The 22,727-nt window shown below is 32.5% G+C and carries 17 protein-coding genes; 6 read left to right on the top strand and 11 right to left on the bottom strand.

The genetic code is table 11. The features are described 5' to 3' along the window. The first annotated feature begins 250 nt into the window (after nt 1-250). The 5 genes from IM532_RS02915 to IM532_RS02895 all read left to right on the top strand — a co-directional run bounded on the left by IM532_RS02915 (nt 251) and on the right by IM532_RS02895 (nt 7,805). Nucleotides 251-931, top strand: coding sequence for a response regulator transcription factor (locus tag IM532_RS02915; RefSeq protein WP_194181958.1), 681 nt, complete (start codon nt 251-253; stop codon nt 929-931). Nucleotide 932: 1 nt separating this feature from the next. Beyond that, the gene (locus IM532_RS02910; RefSeq protein ID WP_194181957.1) at nt 933-2,270 is read left to right on the top strand and encodes a HAMP domain-containing sensor histidine kinase; all 1,338 of its coding nucleotides are present in this window, start codon (nt 933-935) and stop codon (nt 2,268-2,270) included. A gap of 82 nt (nt 2,271-2,352) precedes the next feature. After that, on the top strand, nt 2,353-3,606 hold the full coding sequence (locus IM532_RS02905) for a TolC family protein (RefSeq protein WP_194181956.1): 1,254 nt from the start codon (nt 2,353-2,355) through the stop codon (nt 3,604-3,606). Between the two features lie 4 nt (nt 3,607-3,610). After that, complete coding sequence (locus IM532_RS02900) at nt 3,611-4,705, top strand: efflux RND transporter periplasmic adaptor subunit (protein WP_194181955.1); 1,095 nt, start codon at nt 3,611-3,613, stop codon at nt 4,703-4,705. Between the two features lie 4 nt (nt 4,706-4,709). Beyond that, the gene (locus tag IM532_RS02895) at nt 4,710-7,805 is read left to right on the top strand and encodes an efflux RND transporter permease subunit (protein ID WP_194181954.1); all 3,096 of its coding nucleotides are present in this window, start codon (nt 4,710-4,712) and stop codon (nt 7,803-7,805) included. A 341-nt stretch (nt 7,806-8,146) separates the two neighbouring features. Here the strand turns inward: IM532_RS02895 and IM532_RS02890 are convergent, their stop codons facing one another. From IM532_RS02890 to IM532_RS02880, 3 genes are all read right to left on the bottom strand, one after another. Then, on the bottom strand, nt 8,147-9,283 hold the full coding sequence (locus IM532_RS02890; protein ID WP_194181953.1) for an efflux RND transporter periplasmic adaptor subunit: 1,137 nt from the start codon (nt 9,281-9,283) through the stop codon (nt 8,147-8,149). Further along, nucleotides 9,283-13,611, bottom strand: coding sequence for a CusA/CzcA family heavy metal efflux RND transporter (locus IM532_RS02885; protein WP_194181952.1), 4,329 nt, complete (start codon nt 13,609-13,611; stop codon nt 9,283-9,285). The genes IM532_RS02890 and IM532_RS02885 overlap by 1 nt, the downstream gene beginning before the upstream one ends. Nucleotides 13,612-13,710: 99 nt before the next feature. Continuing rightward, nucleotides 13,711-14,091, bottom strand: a complete 381-nt coding sequence (locus tag IM532_RS02880) for a hypothetical protein (RefSeq protein WP_194181951.1) — start codon at nt 14,089-14,091, stop codon at nt 13,711-13,713. Between the two features lie 273 nt (nt 14,092-14,364). Here IM532_RS02880 and tyrS point away from each other — a divergent pair, with 273 nt between their 5' ends. Then, complete coding sequence (gene tyrS / locus IM532_RS02875; RefSeq protein ID WP_194181950.1) at nt 14,365-15,570, top strand: tyrosine--tRNA ligase; 1,206 nt, start codon at nt 14,365-14,367, stop codon at nt 15,568-15,570. 628 nt (nt 15,571-16,198) lie between these two features. On the opposite strand, the gene IM532_RS02870 is transcribed toward tyrS, so the two are convergent. The 8 genes from IM532_RS02870 to IM532_RS02835 form a co-directional block, all read right to left on the bottom strand. After that, nucleotides 16,199-18,214, bottom strand: a complete 2,016-nt coding sequence (locus tag IM532_RS02870) for a TonB-dependent receptor domain-containing protein (protein WP_194181949.1) — start codon at nt 18,212-18,214, stop codon at nt 16,199-16,201. Nucleotides 18,215-18,257: 43 nt separating this feature from the next. Further along, a complete protein-coding gene (locus tag IM532_RS02865) occupies nt 18,258-18,629 on the bottom strand; it encodes a hypothetical protein (RefSeq protein WP_194181948.1) in 372 nt (123 codons plus the stop codon). Nucleotides 18,630-18,736: 107 nt separating this feature from the next. Next, a complete protein-coding gene (locus IM532_RS02860) occupies nt 18,737-19,327 on the bottom strand; it encodes a TlpA family protein disulfide reductase (protein WP_194181947.1) in 591 nt (196 codons plus the stop codon). Continuing rightward, nucleotides 19,320-20,330, bottom strand: coding sequence for a TQO small subunit DoxD (locus tag IM532_RS02855; RefSeq protein WP_194181946.1), 1,011 nt, complete (start codon nt 20,328-20,330; stop codon nt 19,320-19,322). The genes IM532_RS02860 and IM532_RS02855 overlap by 8 nt, the downstream gene beginning before the upstream one ends. A 45-nt stretch (nt 20,331-20,375) precedes the next feature. After that, on the bottom strand, nt 20,376-20,741 hold the full coding sequence (locus IM532_RS02850; RefSeq protein WP_194181945.1) for a hypothetical protein: 366 nt from the start codon (nt 20,739-20,741) through the stop codon (nt 20,376-20,378). A 10-nt stretch (nt 20,742-20,751) separates the two neighbouring features. Beyond that, a complete protein-coding gene (locus IM532_RS02845; protein ID WP_194181944.1) occupies nt 20,752-21,552 on the bottom strand; it encodes a sulfite exporter TauE/SafE family protein in 801 nt (266 codons plus the stop codon). 130 nt (nt 21,553-21,682) lie between these two features. Continuing rightward, a complete protein-coding gene (locus tag IM532_RS02840; protein WP_194181943.1) occupies nt 21,683-22,312 on the bottom strand; it encodes a Crp/Fnr family transcriptional regulator in 630 nt (209 codons plus the stop codon). Nucleotide 22,313: 1 nt separating this feature from the next. Next, nucleotides 22,314-22,727, bottom strand: coding sequence for a YeeE/YedE family protein (locus IM532_RS02835; RefSeq protein ID WP_194181942.1), 414 nt, complete (start codon nt 22,725-22,727; stop codon nt 22,314-22,316).

Below are 22,727 nucleotides of genomic sequence, written 5' to 3'. Positions count from 1 at the left end.
GATAAAACAGATTTTCAATCCCTCTGAAATAAAGGAATATTGGCGTAGGTTCGAATCCCGCCAGAAAAGTTATAGGCAATCCCTTCGCATCTATAACAAAATCAAAGCGCATTACAATAAACAACCTCATCAGATTGTTACATGGGAAGAGTTGGGAGAGTATTTGGGGATTACATTAAAATTGGATTAGAATCATTGGAGTTCAAGATTTGTACCCTTATAATTTCTAATTTTGTAAAAAGGTTTTCAAATGCAAATACTATTAATTGAAGATGATAAACGAATAAGTAATTTTCTAATCAAGGGTTTAGAAGAAAATGGTCATTTTGTAACCTTATGCAAAACTGCGGAAGAAATGCTAGCCAGTTATTTACAGATTTCTTTTGATATTATCATCTGTGATATTATGTTGCCTGGAATGGACGGTATGCAGTTGATTCAAACACTTCGTTATAAAAAAATCTATACACCTATTTTAATGCTGACAGCTTTAGGAACTGTACAAGATAAAATTAATGCTTTGGATTTTGGTGCGGATGATTATTTAACAAAACCTTTTCATTTTGACGAATTACTGGCTAGGATTAATGCATTAACCCGTAGAAATCAATATGCAGTACAAGAAGAACGTTCTTCTGTTGTTCAGTATGGTCATTTAATTATTGATTTAGAACAATATCAAGTGAAAATTGACCATGAAGATATTACACTTTCACCAAAAGAATTTAAACTATTAGCGTATTTAATCGACAATGCAAATAAAGCAGTATCTCGTATTCAAATACTAAATGCAGTCTGGGGTATAAGTTTTGAAAATCACACCAACGTTGTTGATGTATATATTTCATATTTAAGAAATAAAATCGAAACGAAAGAACGTTATATTTTAACGGTAAAAGGTGTTGGATATATGTTTAAATTAGAAGAGTAAGATGAAATTAAAAGATCGACTTTCCTTATATTCTGCTTTCATTTTTGGAATAATTTTTATCATTGTTTCAACGATTATTTACTTCACATTTTATTCAACCATGGAAAAAAAGGAAATGAATACATTGGAAAGTAAATCCCTTCTTGCCGCTATTTATTATTTAGAACAAGATGAGTTACCTTTTAGTGAACATGAGAATATTAAAAACAAACTTTTAAAAACAATTTCTCGTAAAAACATTGCTGTATTCAATTTAGATAATCTACAAGTTAATGGTGAAATGCAAGAAGATACTAGCATTTCTGGTGATTTCTTAGCACAGGTTAAACACGATTTACAAGCATCTTTTCATACGAATGCTTACTTTTATAACGGAATTCTTTATAATGATAATCAAGGTGATTTTGTAATTGTTGCTCGCGAACCAAAAAGTGAATTTAATGATCAAATGAGCTCATTATTACAAATTTTGAGTATTGTTTCGGTTATTGGTTTTGCAATTATCTATATATTTTCTCAATATTTAGGGTATATCGCTTACCAGCCAATCAATCATTTCATACGACAAATCAAAAATAGAAACAGTTTTAATTTTAATGAACCTATTACATTAAAACATTCCTATACCGAAATTCAGGATTTATCGACAACTTATAATCGATTTATTAATCAAGTCGCTCAAACGTTTGATGTTCAAAAGAATTTTATCGATTACGTTTCTCACGAGTTACGTACGCCCATTGCTGCACTTATGGGAACGTTGGAAGTTACCAATCAAAAAGAACGATCTAATCAAGAATACCAAGCCGCTTTGGATCAGTTAAAACAATACACGACCGATTTACAAGATACAATTGATCAGATGATGCTATTGTCTGGCGCAAAAACTAATTTCGAGTTAATTCCGATTCGTATTGATGAAGTGATTTGGGAAATCATCGAAAACCAAATTGTTTATCATCAAGCGGATATTAACGTAGCATTGGATGTTAAAAACGACCAATTATTAACCATCAATGGAAATACGCAATTACTTAATTTAGCGATAGGAAATCTTATTTCAAATGCGATAAAATATTCCAATAATCAACAAGTTCAAATTCAATTTAAACTAGTAAATGAAAATTTGGTTTTAGATATTATTGATACCGGAATAGGTATTGATCCAACTGATTTACCACATATTCGACAAAATTTCTTCCGCGGTAAAAATACAAATATGTACCAAGGCAAAGGGATTGGATTATCTATTGCAGATATTATTTTCAAAATACATCACATCCAATTAGATATTCTTCCCAATCATCCCAAAGGAAGCGTAATGCGTTTAATATTTTAAACAAATTCTAATCGTTTTCTAATCTACCTTAAAACCCGCTCTAATGTTTGGTTTCTAGTTTTGTCGTTGTAAAATACTAGAAATGAAACAGCTTTTAATTCCTATTGTAATATTGTCTGCTACAGTTAGTACGCAGGCACAATCATATACTTTAAATGATCTTGAAAACCAATTTATTCTTAATAACACACAGCTTTTAGCCTCGAAGTTTAATGTGGATAAATCGCACGCTGAAATTATTCAAGAAAAATTATGGCCTAATCCTACGTTATCCATCTCGGAAGTCAATCTCTGGAAATCCTACAACATCGAGCAACAACCTTATTTATTTGGTAAATACGGACAAAATCAACAAGTTGCTGTTGAATTAGAACAATTAATTGAAACTGCTGGCAAGCGAAAAAAACGTGTTGCACTTAAACAATTAGAACAAACTGCTGCTGCTTTTGATTATGAAGAAATTTTACGAGAACTGCGTAAGGAGTTGCGTATGATCTACCATAATCTGAAGCGTATAAACCAAGAAGAAAAACAATTGCAAGAAATCGTTCAATTGTATCAACAAATGAACGAGAACTACCAACGTCAAGCGCAATTAAAAAATATTCCAACCTCAGAATTTTATCGCATTCAAACCGAATTAATCGCTCTACAAAAAGAGCAAATCGACTTAGAGAACGAACGTATGCAGTCCTTGAATCAATTGCGGATTTTAACGCACAATGATCAATTGGAAATGTATCAATTGGCCTTCTCATCAAAGCCTTCTCAATATGCGCAACAATTACCGATCAATCTTTTAGAAATTGCTCAAAAGCAAAACATTGGCTTAAAACGTTTAGACAACGAGCAAGCAAAATTAAACAAGCAACTAGAATTAGAGATTGCTCAAAAAAAAACTGATCTAATGCTCCAAATCAATTATGATCGTGGAGGAAATATTATGCGAGATTTTGTAGGGGTAGGGGTAAGTTTTGATCTACCCATTTTCAATACCAACAAAGGAAACATTAAAGCGGCTCAAATCACCATTGATCAACAAAAAACGAATTATAAAACGGCTGAAAATTATCTGCAACAATCCATTTCTCATTTACAAAATCAATTGGTTCGAATGGAACAAATTTTAAACAATTGGCCCATAAATCAGGTAACTGCTCAAAAGCATATGCTGGATAATTACAAAAAACATTTGCAAAACAAACAAGTTTCATTACTCGAGTTAATCGACTTTACACAAGCTTATCGCGAAGCCAACCAGTCTTTTTTAGCAATAGAACAAACCTATTACAACACTTTAGAAGAATTACAATACATCGTAGGAAAAGATTTTTAATCATATGAATAGATCAATATACATTTTTGCAGCCTTTATTTTAACCTTAATAAGCTGTAATAAAAAAGAAGAACAACCTGTTGAAGTCGATAAAAAAGAGATTTTTTGTTTGAATGAGCAATTAAAAAAATCGACTAAGATTGAAACCATATCAGAACAACCTATTCACGAACAGTTAACACTTACCGGAAAAGTTGAATACAACGAAAATGATTTGGTGGCTTATAAGAGTTTATTGCGTGGTGCTGTTAATCAAGTCAATTTTGAGTTGGGCGATTTTGTTCGTCAAGGACAAGTTTTAGCAACGGTAAAATCAACGGAAGTAGTTGAACTAAGCCAACAACGTAATTATTATCAAAATCAAATGGAACTATACCGCAAACAAATACAGTCGAAAAAAGAATTGTTGAAAGATGGTATGGCTTCTCAACCAGAAGTATCTGCCTTAGAATATGAATACAAAGCAGCAAGTTTCGAATTAGAAAAGATTAATGCGACATTAAAAATGTATCGTGCCATAGGCAATGGATTATTTCAAATTTTAGCACCTAAAAATGGATATATCGTTCAGAAAAAAATAAGTACTGGTCAATCGATTGATACAGATACAAGCGATCCCTTATTTTCGATTTCCAACTTAAAACAAGTTTGGGTGATGGTAAATATTTATGCCAGCAATTTAAAATACGTTAAAAATGGAGATCACGTACAAGTAAAAACGGTGGCTTTTCCTGATCGTGTGTACACTGGTAGAATCGATAAGATATACAATGTATTTGATGATAATGAACACGTGATAAAAGCAAGAGTAATATTAGAAAATCACGATTTGAATTTGATGCCAGGTTTAAGTGCAGACATCATCATAGATAAAGAAAATGTCATCGGTACTGCATTCGCGATTCCAAACAAAGCTAAAGTTTTTGAAAACAATAAAGAATATGTAGTCATATATAAAGATGATTGCACAATGGAGGTACGTAAAATTACTCCAATCGGTTCTAATACAACCCACACGTTTGTTGAGGAAAAGTTTATGAAAAACGAAAAAATCATTACATCCAATGCTTTGTTATTGGTGGAACAATTAAATAAATAAGCAAATGCAAAAGTTAGTACAAGCTATAGTTACGTTTTCATTACGAAACACCACACTCGTTTTGTTTGCAACTTTGGCACTTCTATTTGGTGGTATTTATGCTTTAAAACATACACCAATCGAAGCTTTTCCTGATGTAACCAATACCAGAGCCCGTATTATTACGCAATGGCCAGGACGTAGTGCCGAAGAAATGGAAAAATTAGTCACTTTACCTATTTCTAAAGTGATGAACAGTATTCCACACAAATCAAATATTCGTTCCATTTCTTTGTTTGGATTGTCAGTGGTTACCGTTCAATTTGAAGATGGAGTGGATGATTTTTATGCCCAGCAATATGTATCCAATAAATTGAATGGTGTGGATTTGCCTCAAGGAGCCGATGCATCGATTGAGCCTCCTTCGGGTGCTACGGGAGAAATTTTCCGTTATGTCATCAAAAGTGATTTGCCCATCAAAGAAGTAAAAGCGGTACAAGATTGGGTGATTGAACGTGAATTACTTTCTGTTCCAGGAGTTGCAGATGTGGTGACATTTGGAGGGGAAGAAAAAACATACGAAATCAAAATTAATCCGACTGAATTAAAGAATTATGATTTATCGCCTTTAGATGTTTATGAAGCTGTATCAAAATCAAATATCAACGTTGGTGGAGATGTCATTCAGCAAGGCGATCAAGCATATGTGGTACGTGGAGTGGGTTTATTAGATAAAATTGAAGATATAGGAAATATTACCGTAAAATTAAACGGTTCTACACCCATCTTAATTAAAAATGTAGCCGAGGTCGTGGTTTCTAGTAAACCACGTTTAGGACAAGTAGGATTCAATGAGCATGACGATTTGGTTGAAGGAATTGTTATCATGCTTCGTGGAGAAAATCCATCAGAAGTTATTGGCAATTTAAAATTGAAAATCGAAGAATTAAATGAACGTACCTTACCTGATAATGTAAAAATTGAAACTGTTGTCGATCGTACTAAATTGGTAGATAATACGGTAAAAACAGTCGCTAAAAATATTATAGAAGGTGTATTATTAGTATCATTAATTGTGTTCATTTTCTTATATAATTGGAAATCGACGTTCATCGTTGCTTCTGTTATACCATTGGCCTTTTTATTTGCGATTATTATGCTAAAAATTCAAGGATTACCCGCCAATTTAATTTCGATGGGAGCTTTAGATTTTGGATTGCTTTTAGAAGGAACATTAGTCATCGTAGAAACGGTCTTTGTGGCATTAGCCACGATGCAGCGCAAAGTAGGACCCGAACGATTTGCTAAAATGAGCAAAATGGGTGTGATTAAGAAAAGTGCCGGAAGTGTCGCTTCTTATATTTTCTTTGCCTTAATTATTTTAATCGTTGCACTTCTACCTATTTTCTCGTTTCAGAAAGTAGAAGGCAAAATGTTTACACCACTGGCGTTTACATTAGGATATGCATTAATGGGTTCATTAATCTTAAGTTTGACCTATGTTCCTGCAATGTGTAAATTATTATTCACAAAAAATATAGAAGAGAAAGAAAACTTTATTTCTAAATTCTTTTCAAAAATCATTTTTAAGTTGTTTGATATTTCTTTTCGCGCTAAGAAGATTACACTTGCTATTTTCATTGGAATTTTGGCATTATGTAGTGTGAAGTTTATGAACTATGGTTCAGAATTTTTACCGCAATTAAACGAAGGTTCTATTTACGTAAGAGCCACGTTACCCAATAGTATCAACTTGCAAGAATCTAATCGCTTAACCAAAGAAATGAAAACGCTTTTAATGAAAGATGCGGATGAAATTGATTTTATTCTAACGCAAACAGGTCGACCAAATGACGGTACAGATCCAACAGGTTTCTTTAATATCGAATTTAATATCCAATTAAAAGATCCCGTGGATTGGAAACGTACGATTAATAAAGATGAAATTATTCAAGAAATGCGTAATAAATTGGCGAATTATCCTGGAATTACATTTGGCTTTTCTCAACCAATCCAAGATAATGTTGAAGAATATGTCGCTGGTGTTAAAAGTTCTTTGGTGATTAAAATTTTCGGAGACGATTTATACGATTTAGAACGTTATGCGAACAAAGTCGCAAAATCTATCGAGAAAGTACAAGGTATTACAGATATTAATGTCTATAAAAACATCGGGTTACCTGAGCTTAAAATTCAGTTACACGATAATAAAATGGCACGATATGGTATCAGTACAGCCGATGTACAGGCTGTAATTGAAATGACTATTGGCGGACAAGCAGCAACAAAGTTCTATGAAAACGATCGCCAGTTTGATGTAATTTTACGTTTCGAAGAAGCATATAGAGATTCGCCAGAAAAAATTGGAAATATTCTGATTCCAACAAGCAACGGACAAAATGTTCCTTTACAAGAAATTGCAACCGTTGGGTATAAAACTGGGCCTGCATTTATTTATCGTGAAGGGAACAGCCGTTACATTGGTGTAGGATTTAGCATCGAAGGTCGTGATTTAGGATCTACAATTGCAGAAGCAAAACTAGTGGTAGCAAAAAATGTACAGTTGCCAAAAGAAAATTATATGGAATGGGCGGGTGAGTTCGAAAGTAAAGAGCGTGCTTCTAAACAATTGATGACCGTAATTCCTATTTCTTTGGTGTTAATTCTATTATTATTGTATAGCAACTTTGGCAATATGAAAGATACCGCTATCGCTTCCATTACCATTCCATTTGCTTTCATTGGTGGTTTTCTATCTTTATGGATTACGAATACTATATTTGGTATTTCAGCTGGTATTGGGTTGATTATTCTTTTTGGAGTGAATACCATCAACGGTATTATTTTGATTGCGGTGATGAAGGAAAACTTAAAAGAATATCCTTTGATAAAAGCGATAACGTTAGGCGTTAAAAGTCGTATCAGATCGATCCTGATGATTGCCTTAATGGGGTCATTAGGATTACTACCAGCAGCCTTATCCACAGGAATGGGTTCTGAAATTCAAAAACCTTTAGCGATCATGATTGTTGGAGGATTACTATTCTGTTTAATCTTATCGTTTACAGTCTTACCAACGGTGTTTTATTATACCTATCGCAAGGATAAGAAATACCAATAATATTAATGTGATTAATCCCTCGTTTGTTGTTCAGATGAGGGTTTTTTTTTATCATATTCTAAAACCTAACCAAATTTTGGCTAAGTGAAACAGAAGAAGAACGATAGATTTAATACCTTTATAATGCATAAAAGAAGTTCATTTTATACATAAATTGAAATAAGAGATCCGAGCTAATCTTTCCAATAGCAGTACTTTCAAAAAACAACCTTCTATAACCAAATCAAAGTATATTACAACAAACAAACTCATCAAATCATTACTTGGAAAGAAATGGGAAAGAGATGGGAAATAAAAAAGCTCTTCTTTCGAAGAGCTAAAATGTAAGAATAAATACTATTTTATTGTTCCTCACCACTATTTTTCATCGCATTTAGTAGATTATATGCTCCTTTAGTAACATATATTTTTCCTGAATTGGATGGAGTTTTAATTTCAACCATTTTATTCGCTGAAGTTCCAATCGTAACTGGAATTAATTTGAATTGATTTTTACTTTGAAGTTCAAAAACATAATCTTTTCCTTCGTAATGTACCACAGCATCTTCAGGTAAAACATTTACCTGTAAAGAATTTACCTCTAATTCCACATTAAAATACATATTAACCGTCATTCTAATCCCATTTGGATTTGTAATACGAGCAAATACATCTACGGTACCATCTTGATTCACTTGATTTGAAATCGAAGAAATTTGAGCCGTTAATTTTTGTTCCGGATTAGCATTGGTGTAAGCTTTTAGATATTGACCAATCTGTACACTCCCTAAATCTTTTTCAAAAACTTTTACATTTAATAAAGAGGTATTTGGATTAATGATTTCCAACATCGCTTCGGCTGGTGAAACATATTGTCCTAAATTGGCAAAAACTTCGCTCACCATTCCACTCATCGGTGCATATACATTAATTGTTCGGCGAATATTCGATAGAGAAACCGAAGAAGGATTGATGTTCATTAATTTTAATTTCTCTTCTAACGAACGTTTTTTTATCAATAAAGTTTGCTGAGTCGCTTTCGCTTGCTGCATCACTTTATCACTTGCTGTTTTATCAGCATTCAAATCTTTTTGACGAACGTAATCGGCACTGGCTTGCTCCAACAAGGCTTTGGTTGTTAAATATTCCTCTTGCGTTTGGATATATTGTGGATCTTCTAACACCACAATCACTTGTCCTTTTTTTACATAATTACCAGGTATCAAAGCAATTTTTTTCACATATCCACCGAAAGGATTGGTAATTGAAACCGTATTTTGAGGCGTAACTTCGGTTTTCGCATTTAGACGAATAGTTGTGGGTAAATTTTGGTTTTGAAAAGTTGATGTATCCAACACAAAATTTTTCAATTGCGCATCAGTTAACTTTAAAATGGAAGTGTCTGTCGCTACTTGTTCCGTTTCTTCGATTTTTGTTTCTTTTTTGCTACAACTCATGACAAGTAAAGTTGTACAAATTAATACGATATATTTTTTCATTATTGTGCAGTAAAATAAGTCATTGCGGCATTTGCCTGTTCGCGTAAGTTTTTTGCTTCCAAAAATTTGGTTTTCACCTCGATGATTTGATTATTTAAAATCACCCAATCCAAAAAGTTAATCTCGCCTTCTAATAATTGACGATTAATCGTTTTTTGTAAATCAGTTGAAGCAGGTATTTGTGATTGTTCAAAATCTGAAACAATTTCATCATAGGATTTAATTTGATTGTTTAACATATCAAAATCCTGTTGCATCTTCGTTTGTTGCAAATTATAATTTTGTTTTGCGATATCCACTTTAATTTTTGATGCTTCAATTGATGAATTTATTCCACGATTAAAAAGGGGTAATCCAACACCTATTTGGAATGAATTGTATCGATTTTGATCTAAATCCGAAAAACTTTGATTAGAATAACCAAGAGAAATTGTCGGAATTTTCTTCGACTTCTCAACTTCAGTTTCTAAAGTTGAGGTTTGAATATTTTCTTCTGCTAATCTCAAAATTGGATGATTAGTAGAAACAGTTAAATTATTCAACTCATACCAATTGATATCCGATTGGATTGGATAAATCTTTATCGAAGTATTGGTTAAATATTGTATTTGACGGGATAAGTTTTCTAATTCTGTTTCAATTAATTTGATTTGAATTTGAATCGATTTTAATTGAATAATTGCAGTAGATACTTCACTTCTATTGGACTCGCCTTTCTTTAAACGTAAGTTCGCCTTATCTAAAAATTGCTGATAAATCGATTCGTTTTCTTTTAGTAATTCTTGTTGAGCTTCGAAATTCTGCATCAACACATAAACATTTGCTAAACGTTGCTTAATTTCAATTTTCGTTAATTTTTCATTCGCTTTCGATGCATTAATCATTTGTTCGTTTAAGGCTTTGTAACGTTTGAAAACCGTAGGAAACTGAAAACTTTGAGCGACCGTAATTTTATTATCAAATTTATTCGAATTGACTTGTCCCAACTCAGCCGAAATATCCAATGGATCTAATGATCGATTCGCAAATACATTTTTTTCGTGGTATAACGTATTTAATTCGGCTTGTTTTAATTCTAAATTATTCGCTTCTGCTAATTTCACAACCTCAACAAAAGACATTCTTTCTTGTGCATTAGCTGTAGTTCCTAAGAATGCAAAAGCAATAATTATAATTGTAGAAATTGCTTTTTTGTTTCTACGTTTCTTTGTAAAATGAATATGTTCAAACATTACATATAAAATTGGTAAGACAAATAAGGTTAAGAATGTGGCTCCAATTAAACCACCAATTACAACTGTTGCCAATGGACGTTGCACTTCAGCACCCGACCCATTACTTAAAGCCATTGGTAGGAAACCTAATGAGGCTACAGCAGCAGTCATCAAAACCGGGCGTAAACGTGTTCTTGTACCCATAATTACAATACGTGTTGTATTTTTAATTCCATGGTCACGTAAACGATTGTATTCAGATATTAATACAATACCATTCAATACCGCAATACCAAATAAGGCGATAAATCCTACACCAGCACTGATACTAAAAGGCATATCACGAGCAGCTAAGAATAAAATTCCTCCTATGGACGATAATGGAATGGCAGTATAGATTAATAAACTTTCTTTGATTGATTTGAAGGCAAAGAATAATAACACAAAGATTAAAACTAAAGCAACTGGAACAGCTATTCCTAAGCGGGCTTTCGCTTGATTTAAGTTTTCAAATGCACCGCCATAAGTTGTGTAATAGCCTGTAGGTAATTTTACTTTTGCATCTACTTTTTGTTGTACTTCTTTTACTACACTCTCAATATCTCGTCCTTTTACATTGAATCCAATGACAATACGACGTTTAGCATCTTCTCTTTGGATTTGATTTGGGGTATTTTTATAAACTACATTGGCTAATTGATGCAATGGAATTTGAGTTCCTGAAGGCATTGGAATTAATAGATTTCTAATGTCTTCGATATTTGCTCGTTTATCTTGAGCTAAACGTACCACTAAATCAAAACGTTTTTCTCCTTCGAAAACTTGACCTGTAGATTGTCCAGCAAAAGCTATATTAACGATTCGATTGGCTTCTCCTATGGATAAGCCGTATTGAGCAATTATAGCACGATTAAATTCAATTACAACTTGCGGAATTCCATTTACAGGCTCGATGTATAAATTATCTGTCCCATCAACAGAATTGATGATTTTACCAATTTTCTGCGCGTTTTCGACTAATTTATCCAAATTTTCTCCGAAAATTTTAATCACCACATCCTGTTTTGCACCAGTCATTAACTCATTAAAGCGCATTTGCACAGGGAACTGAAAACTCACAGATAAACCAGGAATTTCTTGTAATTCTTTTTGCATCTTTTCTGATAATTCAGGAAAAGTTGTTGCAGAGATCCATTCTTTTTTCGGTTTCAGAACGATAATCATATCTCCTGCATCCATTGGCATTGGTTCGGTCGGAATTTCTCCACTACCAATTTTAGTGACCACCATTTCAACTTCAGGGAAACGCTCTTTTAAAATTTTCGCTGCTTTTGTTGTGTATTCAATAGTTGTAGAAATATTACTTCCTGGTAGAATTCGTGCTTCAACAGCGAAATCACCTTCTTCTAAAGCTGGAATAAATTCACCCCCAAGTCGTGACATAACAAATACAGCAACAGCAAATAAGGAAATAACAATTGTTAATATAATGGTTCTCGCTTTTAAAGCTTTAATCAAATATTTTTGATGAAAAACCTCAATTTTAGCCATTACACGATCTGAAAAGTTTGGTTTTTCTTTCTTTTTACGACTCAATAAAATACTACTCATCATCGGTACGTAAGTCAAGGATAAAATAAAGGCACCTACTAATGCAAAGGCAACTGTTTGCGCCATTGGTTTGAACATTTTACCTTCGATGCCTTGTAAACTAAAAATTGGAAGATAAACGATTAAGATAATAATCTGACCAAAAACAGCAGAATTCACCATTTTTTTAGCAGATTCTCCAACTGTTTTATCCATCTCTGCTTGAGATAATTTATTGTTTAGCCCAAACTTTTTACTATGAGCCAATTGATGCATAGCTGCTTCTACAATAATTACAGCTCCATCAACGATTAAACCAAAGTCTAAAGCACCCATACTCATTAAGTTTCCACCAACTCCAAACAAGTTCATCATAATGATGGCAAAAAGTAATGAAAGAGGAATAACAGTAGCGACAATAATTCCAGCTCTCGCATTTCCTAAGAAAATTACTAGTATAAAAACGACGATTAAAGCACCTTCTAATAAGTTAGTTTCAACAGTAGAAATGGTATTATCTACCATTTTTTTGCGGTCTAAGAAAGGTTCGATAATAACTCCTTCTGGTAAAGTTTTCTTGATTTCTTCGATTCTCTTCTGTACATTCTGAACAACTTCTTGTGCATTAGCACCTTTCAGCATCATAACGATAGCACCAGAAACTTCACCTTTATCGTTATACGTCATCGCTCCATATCGAGTTGCAAAACCTGTTTTGATTTCAGCAACATCACGCATTAAAATTGGCGTGCCACTTCCTGAACGTTTGACAACAATGTTCTCTATATCTGCAATATTTCCGATTAAACCTTCTGAACGGATAAATAATGAAGTCGGTCCTTTTTCGATATAAGCTCCTCCTGTATTTTGATTGTTTGCACTTAAAGCTTCGAAAACATCGTTAATTGTTAAGTTATATGCTTGTAATTGTTGTGGATTAATTCCAATTTCGAATTGTTTTAATTTACCACCAAAACTACTTACATCAGCGACACCTGGTACTCCTAATAATTGTCTACGTACAATCCAATCTTGAATTGTACGCAATTCTGTTTCGTCGTATTGGGATTCATAACCATCAGCAGGACGAACAACATATTGATAGATTTCTCCTAAACCTGTAGAAATTGGTCCCATTTGAGGTTCTCCAATACCTTCAGGAATCTCACTTTTAACCTGAGCTAAACGTTCACTCACTTGTTGACGGGCCCAAAAAACATCTGTATCGTCATCGAAAACTATAGTTACTAACGATAAACCAAATCGCGAATAACTACGAATTTCAGAAATTCCGCCAATATTAGAATTGGCTTGTTCGATAGGAAATGTTACTAAACGTTCAATATCCTCTGCTCCAAATGACGGAGCAACTGTAATTACTTGTACCTGATTAGAGGTAATATCAGGTTGTGCATCCATAGGTAATTTAGTTGCTTCGTAAATCCCATAGATTAACAATGCGAACGTAAATAAACCTACGATGAATTTATTCTTGATTGAAAAATCAATGATTTTATTTAACATCGTGAAATTATATAAATTAGATTATCAGCCACTTGAAAATATCAAATAGCGAAATACTTTTACTTTCTGATTAGAAAGTAAATAATTGATTTATAAAACTTACGCTTGTTTTGGCGGTTGCCAAATAGAATTTAAATAGTGTGAATAGATATTATTTTCATCAAAATAGACGAAAGTAGTTTCAATTTTTTCTTTCAATATAAAAGGAGTAATGAAAACAAATTTAGGTATTGCAGCCAAATCGATGTGTGCAATTTCAACCTTCATAAAAGGTAATTTCTGATCTGTTTCCCAATCTTCGTCTACCTCATGTCCCCCATAATGATGCACCAAAAAGACTTTCATTTCTTTGAAGAAATCTCCACCTTTATCATGTTCGATAAAATGTGTTATGAAAACAGGAAGTTTATACAACTGCGACAACTGTGTAGATGTCGAAATATATAAAAAAGCTACAGAAAATATTAGCCATGTCTTCATGTGACAAAATTAACATTTAATTTTGTCTTGTAAACCTTATATTCGATAAAAAAAAAGCATTAATATAATTTATTATCTTTGCAAATAGAATGAAACAAATGAACAACATATTACGTGTACCTTTTTTCAGCACTTATTATTACTACATAATATTTGCTCGGAAAGGTCGTGTACTTACTTCATCAGTTTTATGAATAACTAAGAGATAAATAAGTAATTATTATATAACCCAAGCCCGAGTGTTTTCACTCGGGCTTTTTTATTTTAAAAAAAATGAAAGTAATTAATGAATTAAAAGATAGTGTTGAAATCATTTTACCAGAAAATGGTTTAGAACAAAAATTGAAGCAAGCAGAAGCGGAAAATCGTCAGTTGGTTATTAAATTAGGTTTTGATCCTACTGCTCCGGATTTACATCTTGGCCATGCAGTTGTGTTGAAAAAATTGAAACAATTTCAAGAGTTGGGGCATAAAATCGTAATTCTAGTAGGTTCATTTACCGCAAGAATTGGTGATCCAACAGGTAAAAACAAGAGTAGAAAACCATTGTCTATTGATGATGTTCAGCACAACGCGCAAACATACTTAAATCAACTTTCTAAAATTATAGATGTTGATAAAGCAGAAATTATGTTTAACTCAGATTGGTTAGACCAATTGTCATTTTCTGATGTTATTCAACTGTTATCAAAAGTAACCGTTGCTCAACTAATGCATCGCAAAGATTTTAATAAACGTTTTACAGAAAATACACCTATTGCGATGCACGAGTTGGTATACCCAATTTTACAAGGATTTGATTCTATCAAAATAAATGCTGATATTGAAATGGGCGGCACAGACCAATTATTTAATTGTACAATGGGAAGACAGCTACAAGAAGCTCATGATAAGTCACCCCAAATTGTAATGTGCATGCCTTTATTAAAAGGTTTAGATGGAAAAGAAAAAATGAGTAAATCACTAAACAATATCATTGGATTAACAGATGAACCAAATGAAATGTTTGGTAAAACAATGTCTATTCCAGATGACTTAATGACTGAATTTTTGGATTTGGCTACAGATTTCAGTTCAGAACAGAAAAATGAATTAAAAGTGAAATTACGAAGTGGAGCTAATCCAATGGAAATAAAGAAAGAAATTGCTAAAAATATAATTAGTCAATACCATAGTCACGTTGATGCTATTCAAGCAGAAGAATTTTTTAGTAATCAATTCCAAAATAAAAAATTTGAGGAGAAGGAATTTCAGCCAATTCCTATTGAATCTTTAAGCGTAGATAAAGATGATATATCATTAGTAGAATTATGTCATAAATTAAAAAATAATGAAAGTAAATCAGCAATTAGAAGGCTGATTGAAAGTGGAGCTGTTCAAATGGATGGAGTGAAAATAATGGATCCATACCTAAATATTAAGCTAATTAGTGGTAATAAATTAAAAATTGGTAAGCTTAACTTTTTTATGCTTGTATAAATTAAACTAGTACACATTAAATGTTGACTTACATATGTTCTAAGCCGAAAGTTTTCGGCTTTATAATCCGTTAATTCACAAAACTTCAAAACATTTAATCGCAAAGACTTATAGTGATTAAGTTTTATGAAATGTACTTAAAGAACTTTAAAATAAACAAATTGAGATCATAGATATATATTTTGATATACAATTTAGTCGAGTAAATGAATTTACTGTAACGTCAAACTATTAAAAAATACAGAAAATTTACAATGTAATAATCCAATTAACATTGTAGATTAAAATTAAAAAATAATACTGTTAAACCTAACCAAATATTGGTTAGGTTTTTTTTCAGAGAGATACATTATATCTTTGCAAAAGAATAGAGATGTTCTTAAAAATTTCAAGCTACCCAATCGAGACTCTAAGTAATTTAGATTTTCAATCCCTCTGAAATAAAGTAATTTTGGCTTAGGTTCGAATTTCGCCAGAAAAGTTATAAGCAATCCCTTCGCATTTATCACCAAATCAAAAAACACTACAATAAACAACCTCATCAAGTCATTACCTGGAGGGAATTGGAGGAGTATTTGGGAGTAAACTTAGAAATAGATAAACAAGTTAACCTTTTAGGTTAACTTGTTTATAAAGAATATCTAACTAACAGCTTAAAATTCCTTCCCGGATTGGACATTCTTTCCATTATAGGCAAATCTGCTTGATTTTTATAATTAAAGTTTAGGTGCGATTGATAAAATCGATTCAATATATTATCAATCTTAAATACAACAGTTATCGGCTTTGCAATTTGAAAACTCGAATTAAAATTGATTAAATGATAACTTGTGGATATTTTTTCGCCAAAAGAAGTAGCGATACGTTGCTGACGATCGACGTATTGATGTTCTAAAGTTGCATTCATCCATTGGTTGCGATAGGCTAAGTTGATTCGATTTTCGAATGGAGGGGTTAAAGCTATTGCTTCATTCCAATCTTTATTTTTGGTATAAATTGCATTCATCGAGCCGTTTAAAGACCAATGCGTATTGAATGTTAAATTCCAATTGAAATCGAATCCAAATTTATAAGCATAATCAATATTGACAAATTGCTTTACCGAAGTGTTTTTTTGATGCTGTATAATTTGTGTTGATTTTGCAACAATATAATTTTGTAAAAAAGATTGATAACCAATAATTTCGAATGAAAAATAATCCAACCAAGAGAAATTAATTGCAAATCTATTTTTATAACTTAAATCCATTTGATAGTTAATTTCAGGCAATAAATCTGGATTTCCTAAATAGTTGGCTCCGTCAATTCCTACAGGGTGAAGATGAATTGTACGTTCAATCATATCCCCTGTTCGTACACCTCTACCAACTTTAAAATTTAGTGCTTGATGAGGCTGTATCAAATATTCATAACCAATCGTTCCACTTACTAAGTAATCGTTTGGTTTTAGATGGGAATAATAATTTAGAAATAAATCGGATGGATGCTGAATTTCTAATTGATTTCGATCAATTCGTGCTCCAAAATCAAATTGATGTTTTGCATTTAAACGATAGTTTCCTTGTATAAAAAGTCCCAAATTAGTGTTTATACTTTTTTGCCAAATATCATTTGTACTAAACTGATGATTCATCATCGTTTGTGTCACTTTCTGTCCATCTCTGGCTAAATAAAACCAATCGAATCCAGTGTATAATTGCAATTGACGTATTCGCCATATTCCTTCAATTTTACCACCTATCGTTTGGCTTTCGACATCGGTAATCATTTGCATCATATTTGCATTTGGACGATTTAAATTATGCATTTGATGCTCCACAAAACTAGCATAAGCACGCGTTTGAAGCTCTTGTAATTTCGAATTCGAAAGTTTGGTTTTTCCGATAAAATGTAGAATCGAAGTATCATCAAAACTCGTATCCATTGGCAATGTTGGGTGAGCAATATCGCGTCCAAATTGTTGCTGAATGCCTATTTCATATCGACTTAAATTTTTAGTACTAAAACCGATTTTCGTAAAATAATCTTGTGAACGATAGCCACTTGGAATCGTTGTTCCTCGACCATCTTGATAATGATCAAAAGTTTGATAGTTATAACCAGCTTGGATATTCCAACGGTTATGGGTATAACCCAAGCGTACATGCGTCGTATGCCCTAAACCATTACTTTGTAAACCGGTCGACAATTCGCCATTCCATCCGTTTTCCTTTTGGGAAGAATGAGAAATAAAATTAATAATTCCGCCCGTAACGGGTCCAAAGCGCATGGAGTATGGTCCTTTAATTAATTCCACTTCCTGAATCTGATTCAAGGATAAGTGAGTCGTAATAGGATCCATTCGATTCGGACAAGCATTCATCGCTTTTATTCCACCATCCAATTGTACATTCAATTGTTCGTATTGATTAGCTCTAAAACTAGGGTCAATCGCATATTGACTACGTTTGATCAAATGAATTTCTTGCTGTTTTGCAAAAATTTCATCCGCTGTAATGATCGGATGATCTAAAGCAGGAGATAAATTTTTATGAGTAAAAATAGAAACTTCTTCTAAATTTATAGATGTAGAGATACTGTCCTTCTGTTGCGCTTTAGCCAATAGCGAAGTGCAACAAAAAAAACTAATATATATTTTTTTCATTGATATTTGATTTTAAATTTTTGAATTGCATAATGTTAAAACATCACACAATGGGTGGTTTAAAATCAAGTGGTAGAGAAGTTGAAGTATAGAATTCTTGGTAAAAATATTGGGAATACTGCACGAAAGAAAAGGGATGATTCAATGATATTGCTGCAATGTCATCTACAATCCAAAAGATATGGAAATAAACAATTTTGGTTTCTTGTTCGTGATGTTCGTGAGCATAAAAATCACCTATTTTCTTTAATTGACATTTTCCTTCACAATGCAATTCTGGATGAGCTGTATTCACACATAAATATTCCACAAAAACTTCTTTGTCTAGTGTATAAAATAGCAATGTAAATGGTGTAAACGCGCTGCGTACCATCACGGCTATAAACAATAAGATATAGAAGAATTGACGAATCAAGAAATTAAATTTTGAGCAAAAATAAATTTTGAAAATAGAGTAAAAAATGATTGATATTAGAAAGCCAGAACATATAGTATTTCTGGCTTAATTTATAATCATTCGAGTTAATGCATTGCCTTGATTTCATTTAAAAAATCAACAATGTCTTGCCCTGAATAATCGGCCATACCAAAAGTGGTATGCGCTATATTTCCTTCTTTATCCAAGATAATCGTTGTGGGTAGACTGCCTTTAAATAATTCTGAAGGAATTGCAGAATGCGGATAATAGACGGGCAAATTCAATTTTTTACGCTGCATAAATTGATGCGCTTTCTCTTTTTTACCTTCTACTTCTAAAGTTAAAATCATTATGTCATCATCCATTTTAAATTTGTCGTGCAACACCTGAATGGATGGCATTTCTGCAATACAAGGTGGACACCATGTTGCCCAAAAATTTAAGAATACGACTTTTCCTTTTAAATCGGCTAACGAAATAACTTCACCTTGATCATTTATCAGCTGAAAATTTAGGTAATTTTTATTCGTTGGTATAGTTTCTACTGTTTCTAAATCAGGTTGAAAAAGCCCCATTTTCATTAAACCTTGTTGAAGAAAAGCTTTTGCATCAGTTGAAAAGAGTAAGATCAATACAAGGGATACAAAAATTAGATTTGATGTATTATTTTTTAAGATTTTCACAATTTTATTCATTTGATTGATTGATTTGATGTTCCCATTCGATACCACTGATATCGATTAAACGGATTGTTTTTACCAATTTCGCCTTATTCGAATTTACCGTAAGATCGGCTTTTGCACCTAATGGAATGATTAAGCTGTGTTTTCCTGGTTTAATTTTAGCCACATAATGGTTATGGATATTTTTTAATGGAAACTGAGCCAAATCTTCTCCTTTTAGTTCTTCAAGAATTTGATTTTTCTCATCCAACAATTGTATTCCAATCAAAAACGAACCATAAACATCAGCACCTTCAGTTCGATAAACTTCAAAAGTCACCGTAGAAGACGTTAGTACAACATTAGATAGTTCTAGTTTGGGCTTTACAGATTTGTTGTGTAATGTACCATAAACGCCTCCGTGAAAGTATTGATTGGTGTAAAGTGTTAATCCAAAAATAAGCAGTGATCCAATTAATATGACTCTTTTGGTAAATATTTCAGGTAAATAGCCTGAACCTAACCATTTAAAAAGTTTTGAATCGATGAGTTGTGGATTTTTATTCATAAAATAGTGATCCAGCGAATAATAGCCACTTCCTGTCAGGAATAATGCAAATCCTGAGGCGATTCCAAGAACACCAATTTGCCATTCGTCTAAACAAGTGGTACCGATCCATCCCGAACCCAATAAGATTCCCATTGCTAATCCGAAAATTCCAATACTCATTAAACGGGTAAAAAGGCCGAGCATAATGAATAGTCCAACGATAGCTTCCACGATGGTAAACGAAACCATTGCAAATTGTAATTGATCGGGATGTAAGACCAAATACTCAATCAATGGTTTTATGCCTAAAGCATTGGGTAAAAAATGATTGAATTTTTCCCCGATATAGCCTGCTTCGTTAGGAATTAATTTATTGTCTAAAATTAATCGGCGCCAAAATGCCGAAAAATAAGTCCAGCCGATCACTAATCGTATCGCTAGCGTGAACAAACCAGCCGATTGATAATGCTGATTTAAATTTTTCATATTGCTTGTTTTTATAGTTGTTAATATTTTTTGATCTCGAAAATATTAAGCAACTACGGCAATCTTAAGGCGTTGGTAAAGAATATAAAACGGAGGACTGTTATTTTTTACTCCTCCTAAAGGTATCGATTTAAAAACTTGAGTTGAGGTAGAAGTAAAATCTAAATTCGAATAAAATTCAAATGAAGATTTTTTTTGGATTTCTACTACTGATTGTTGCGATTCTTGTAATGGCGTATATTGACAAGATGAAACAGTCTTGGATTTATTTAATGGTTTTTCTACCGTTAATCCCAACTGATCAAATAGCGCATCTTTTACGGTGCAAGATGAAAGTGAAAAACACACCAACACCATCCAAATGTATTTTTGGATCGATTGTAAGAAAAGAAATGTTGATGTATTTTTCATATTCAATCACTTAATAGATAAGTTCTTGTATTAAGATTAAACCCGCGATTACTAAGATAAAATAACCAAATATTGGTTTTAATTGAGTCGAAGATATGAATTTTGAAAGATAATTCCCAATGATAATTCCTATGACAGATAATCCCGTTAAAATGCCCAATAGATTCCAATTGAATGACGAAAATTGTTGATAATCACTTCCGAAACCTACAAATGAATTAATAGCGACTAAAAATAACGACGTGGCAACAGCATTTTTCATTGGTACTTTGGCTAAAACTACTAAACCTGGGATAATTAAAAATCCACCTCCAGCACCAAATATTCCTGAAATCATTCCTATTATAACACCTTGAATCACCAATAATTTAGTATTCTTCTCCATCTTTTTCCCACAATCAATACAATCTTCTTGCTTGTTTGTTATCATACTATAGGCTGCTAAAATCATTACCACAGCAAATGCAATCATCAACAACAAATCTTTTTCAACAACTCCGACAAATGGGATTTGAAATTGAGCCGGAAGTTGTGGCATCAAAAAGCGTCTTGTAGCAAACATGGAAAACATGGAAGGTATTCCGAAAATAATAGCAATACGATAATTCACTAATTTATTTTTAATCTTAGGAATACTACCGATAATAGAAGTAATACCAATAATAAATAACGAATAAGAAGTTGCTTGTACGGGATTAAGACCAAAAAGATAAACTAAATTAGGAACTGTTAGTATAGAGCCCCCACTTCCCATCATACCCAAAGTTACGCCAACTAATACCGTAACTATATATCCAATATATTGTAACATGATTGATGATTTGATGAATCAAATTTCCATTATATCCCTCACCTGTACTGTTACATTTGTTACATACTTGGAATAAAAAAGCGAATGCAAAAAATTGCAATCGCTAAAAGATATCATCAGATATTATGATTTACTTAATCGTAATTTCATTTCTATTTAATACTAAAAAATTTTCTTTTTCTAAAGTTTTTAATAATCTAGAAATTACCACTCTAGAGGTATTTAATTCGTAAGCAATTTCTTGATGTGTTTTTATGACAATATTTCCATTATTAATACTTGCTACATCTAATAAATATTTTTTAATGCGAGCATTCATATCATTAAATGCTAAATTATCAATAGCAGAAAGCATTTCATCGAACCGATTGTTATAACTATCGAAAATAAATTTTCTCCAGCTTGGATACTTTGTTAGCCATTCGTCCATTTTGGTAATAGGAATCATAACCAATTGCCCATCTGTTTCAGCAATGGCACGAATTTTACTTTGTTTATCACCTAAGCAACATGCCATTGTCATGGCGCAAGTATCTCCTTTTTCGAGAAAATAAAGTAATATTTCACCTTCATCAAAATCTTCTCTTAGAATTTTAATGGCTCCCGTAATCAGAATAGGCATTCCTTTGATGTATTGATTAAGTTCAATTAATACATCCCCAGCTTTAAAATCGACTAAACTTCCTAGTTCATTCATTTCATCTAATAAACCTTCTTCGAATTGATAAGGATAAGTTATTTCTATTTTCTCTTTAATCATTTTAATGTGGGATTTTGTTTTTAACGATTCCATAAAAGAATGTTCCTAGTAATGCTCCTAAAATTACAATAATCATAGGGTATACACCTGCACCTACTAATACAAAAATTGGTCCTGGGCAAGCACCAACTAAAGCCCATCCTAATCCGAAAAATGTACCTCCAATTAAATAACGTGGAATTGTTTTGGTTTTAGGCGAAATGACAATTTGTTTTCCATCAATATCGTTTGCCTTATTTTTTTTCAATAATTGTGTTCCGATTAAACCTACGACTAATGCAGAACCAATAAATCCATACATATGGAAAGATTGAAAATTAAACATTTCATAAATTCTGAACCAAGATGCTGTTTCAGCTTTATACATCGTGATTCCGAAAATTGTTCCTAAAAGGATATAAATTATACTTCTCAT

Origin of the sequence: Faecalibacter rhinopitheci, from assembly GCF_015234135.1 — a bacterium.
GTDB classification, from domain to species: Bacteria; Bacteroidota; Bacteroidia; order Flavobacteriales; family Weeksellaceae; genus Empedobacter; species Empedobacter rhinopitheci.
This window is presented reverse-complemented; position numbering and strand designations above follow the sequence as displayed.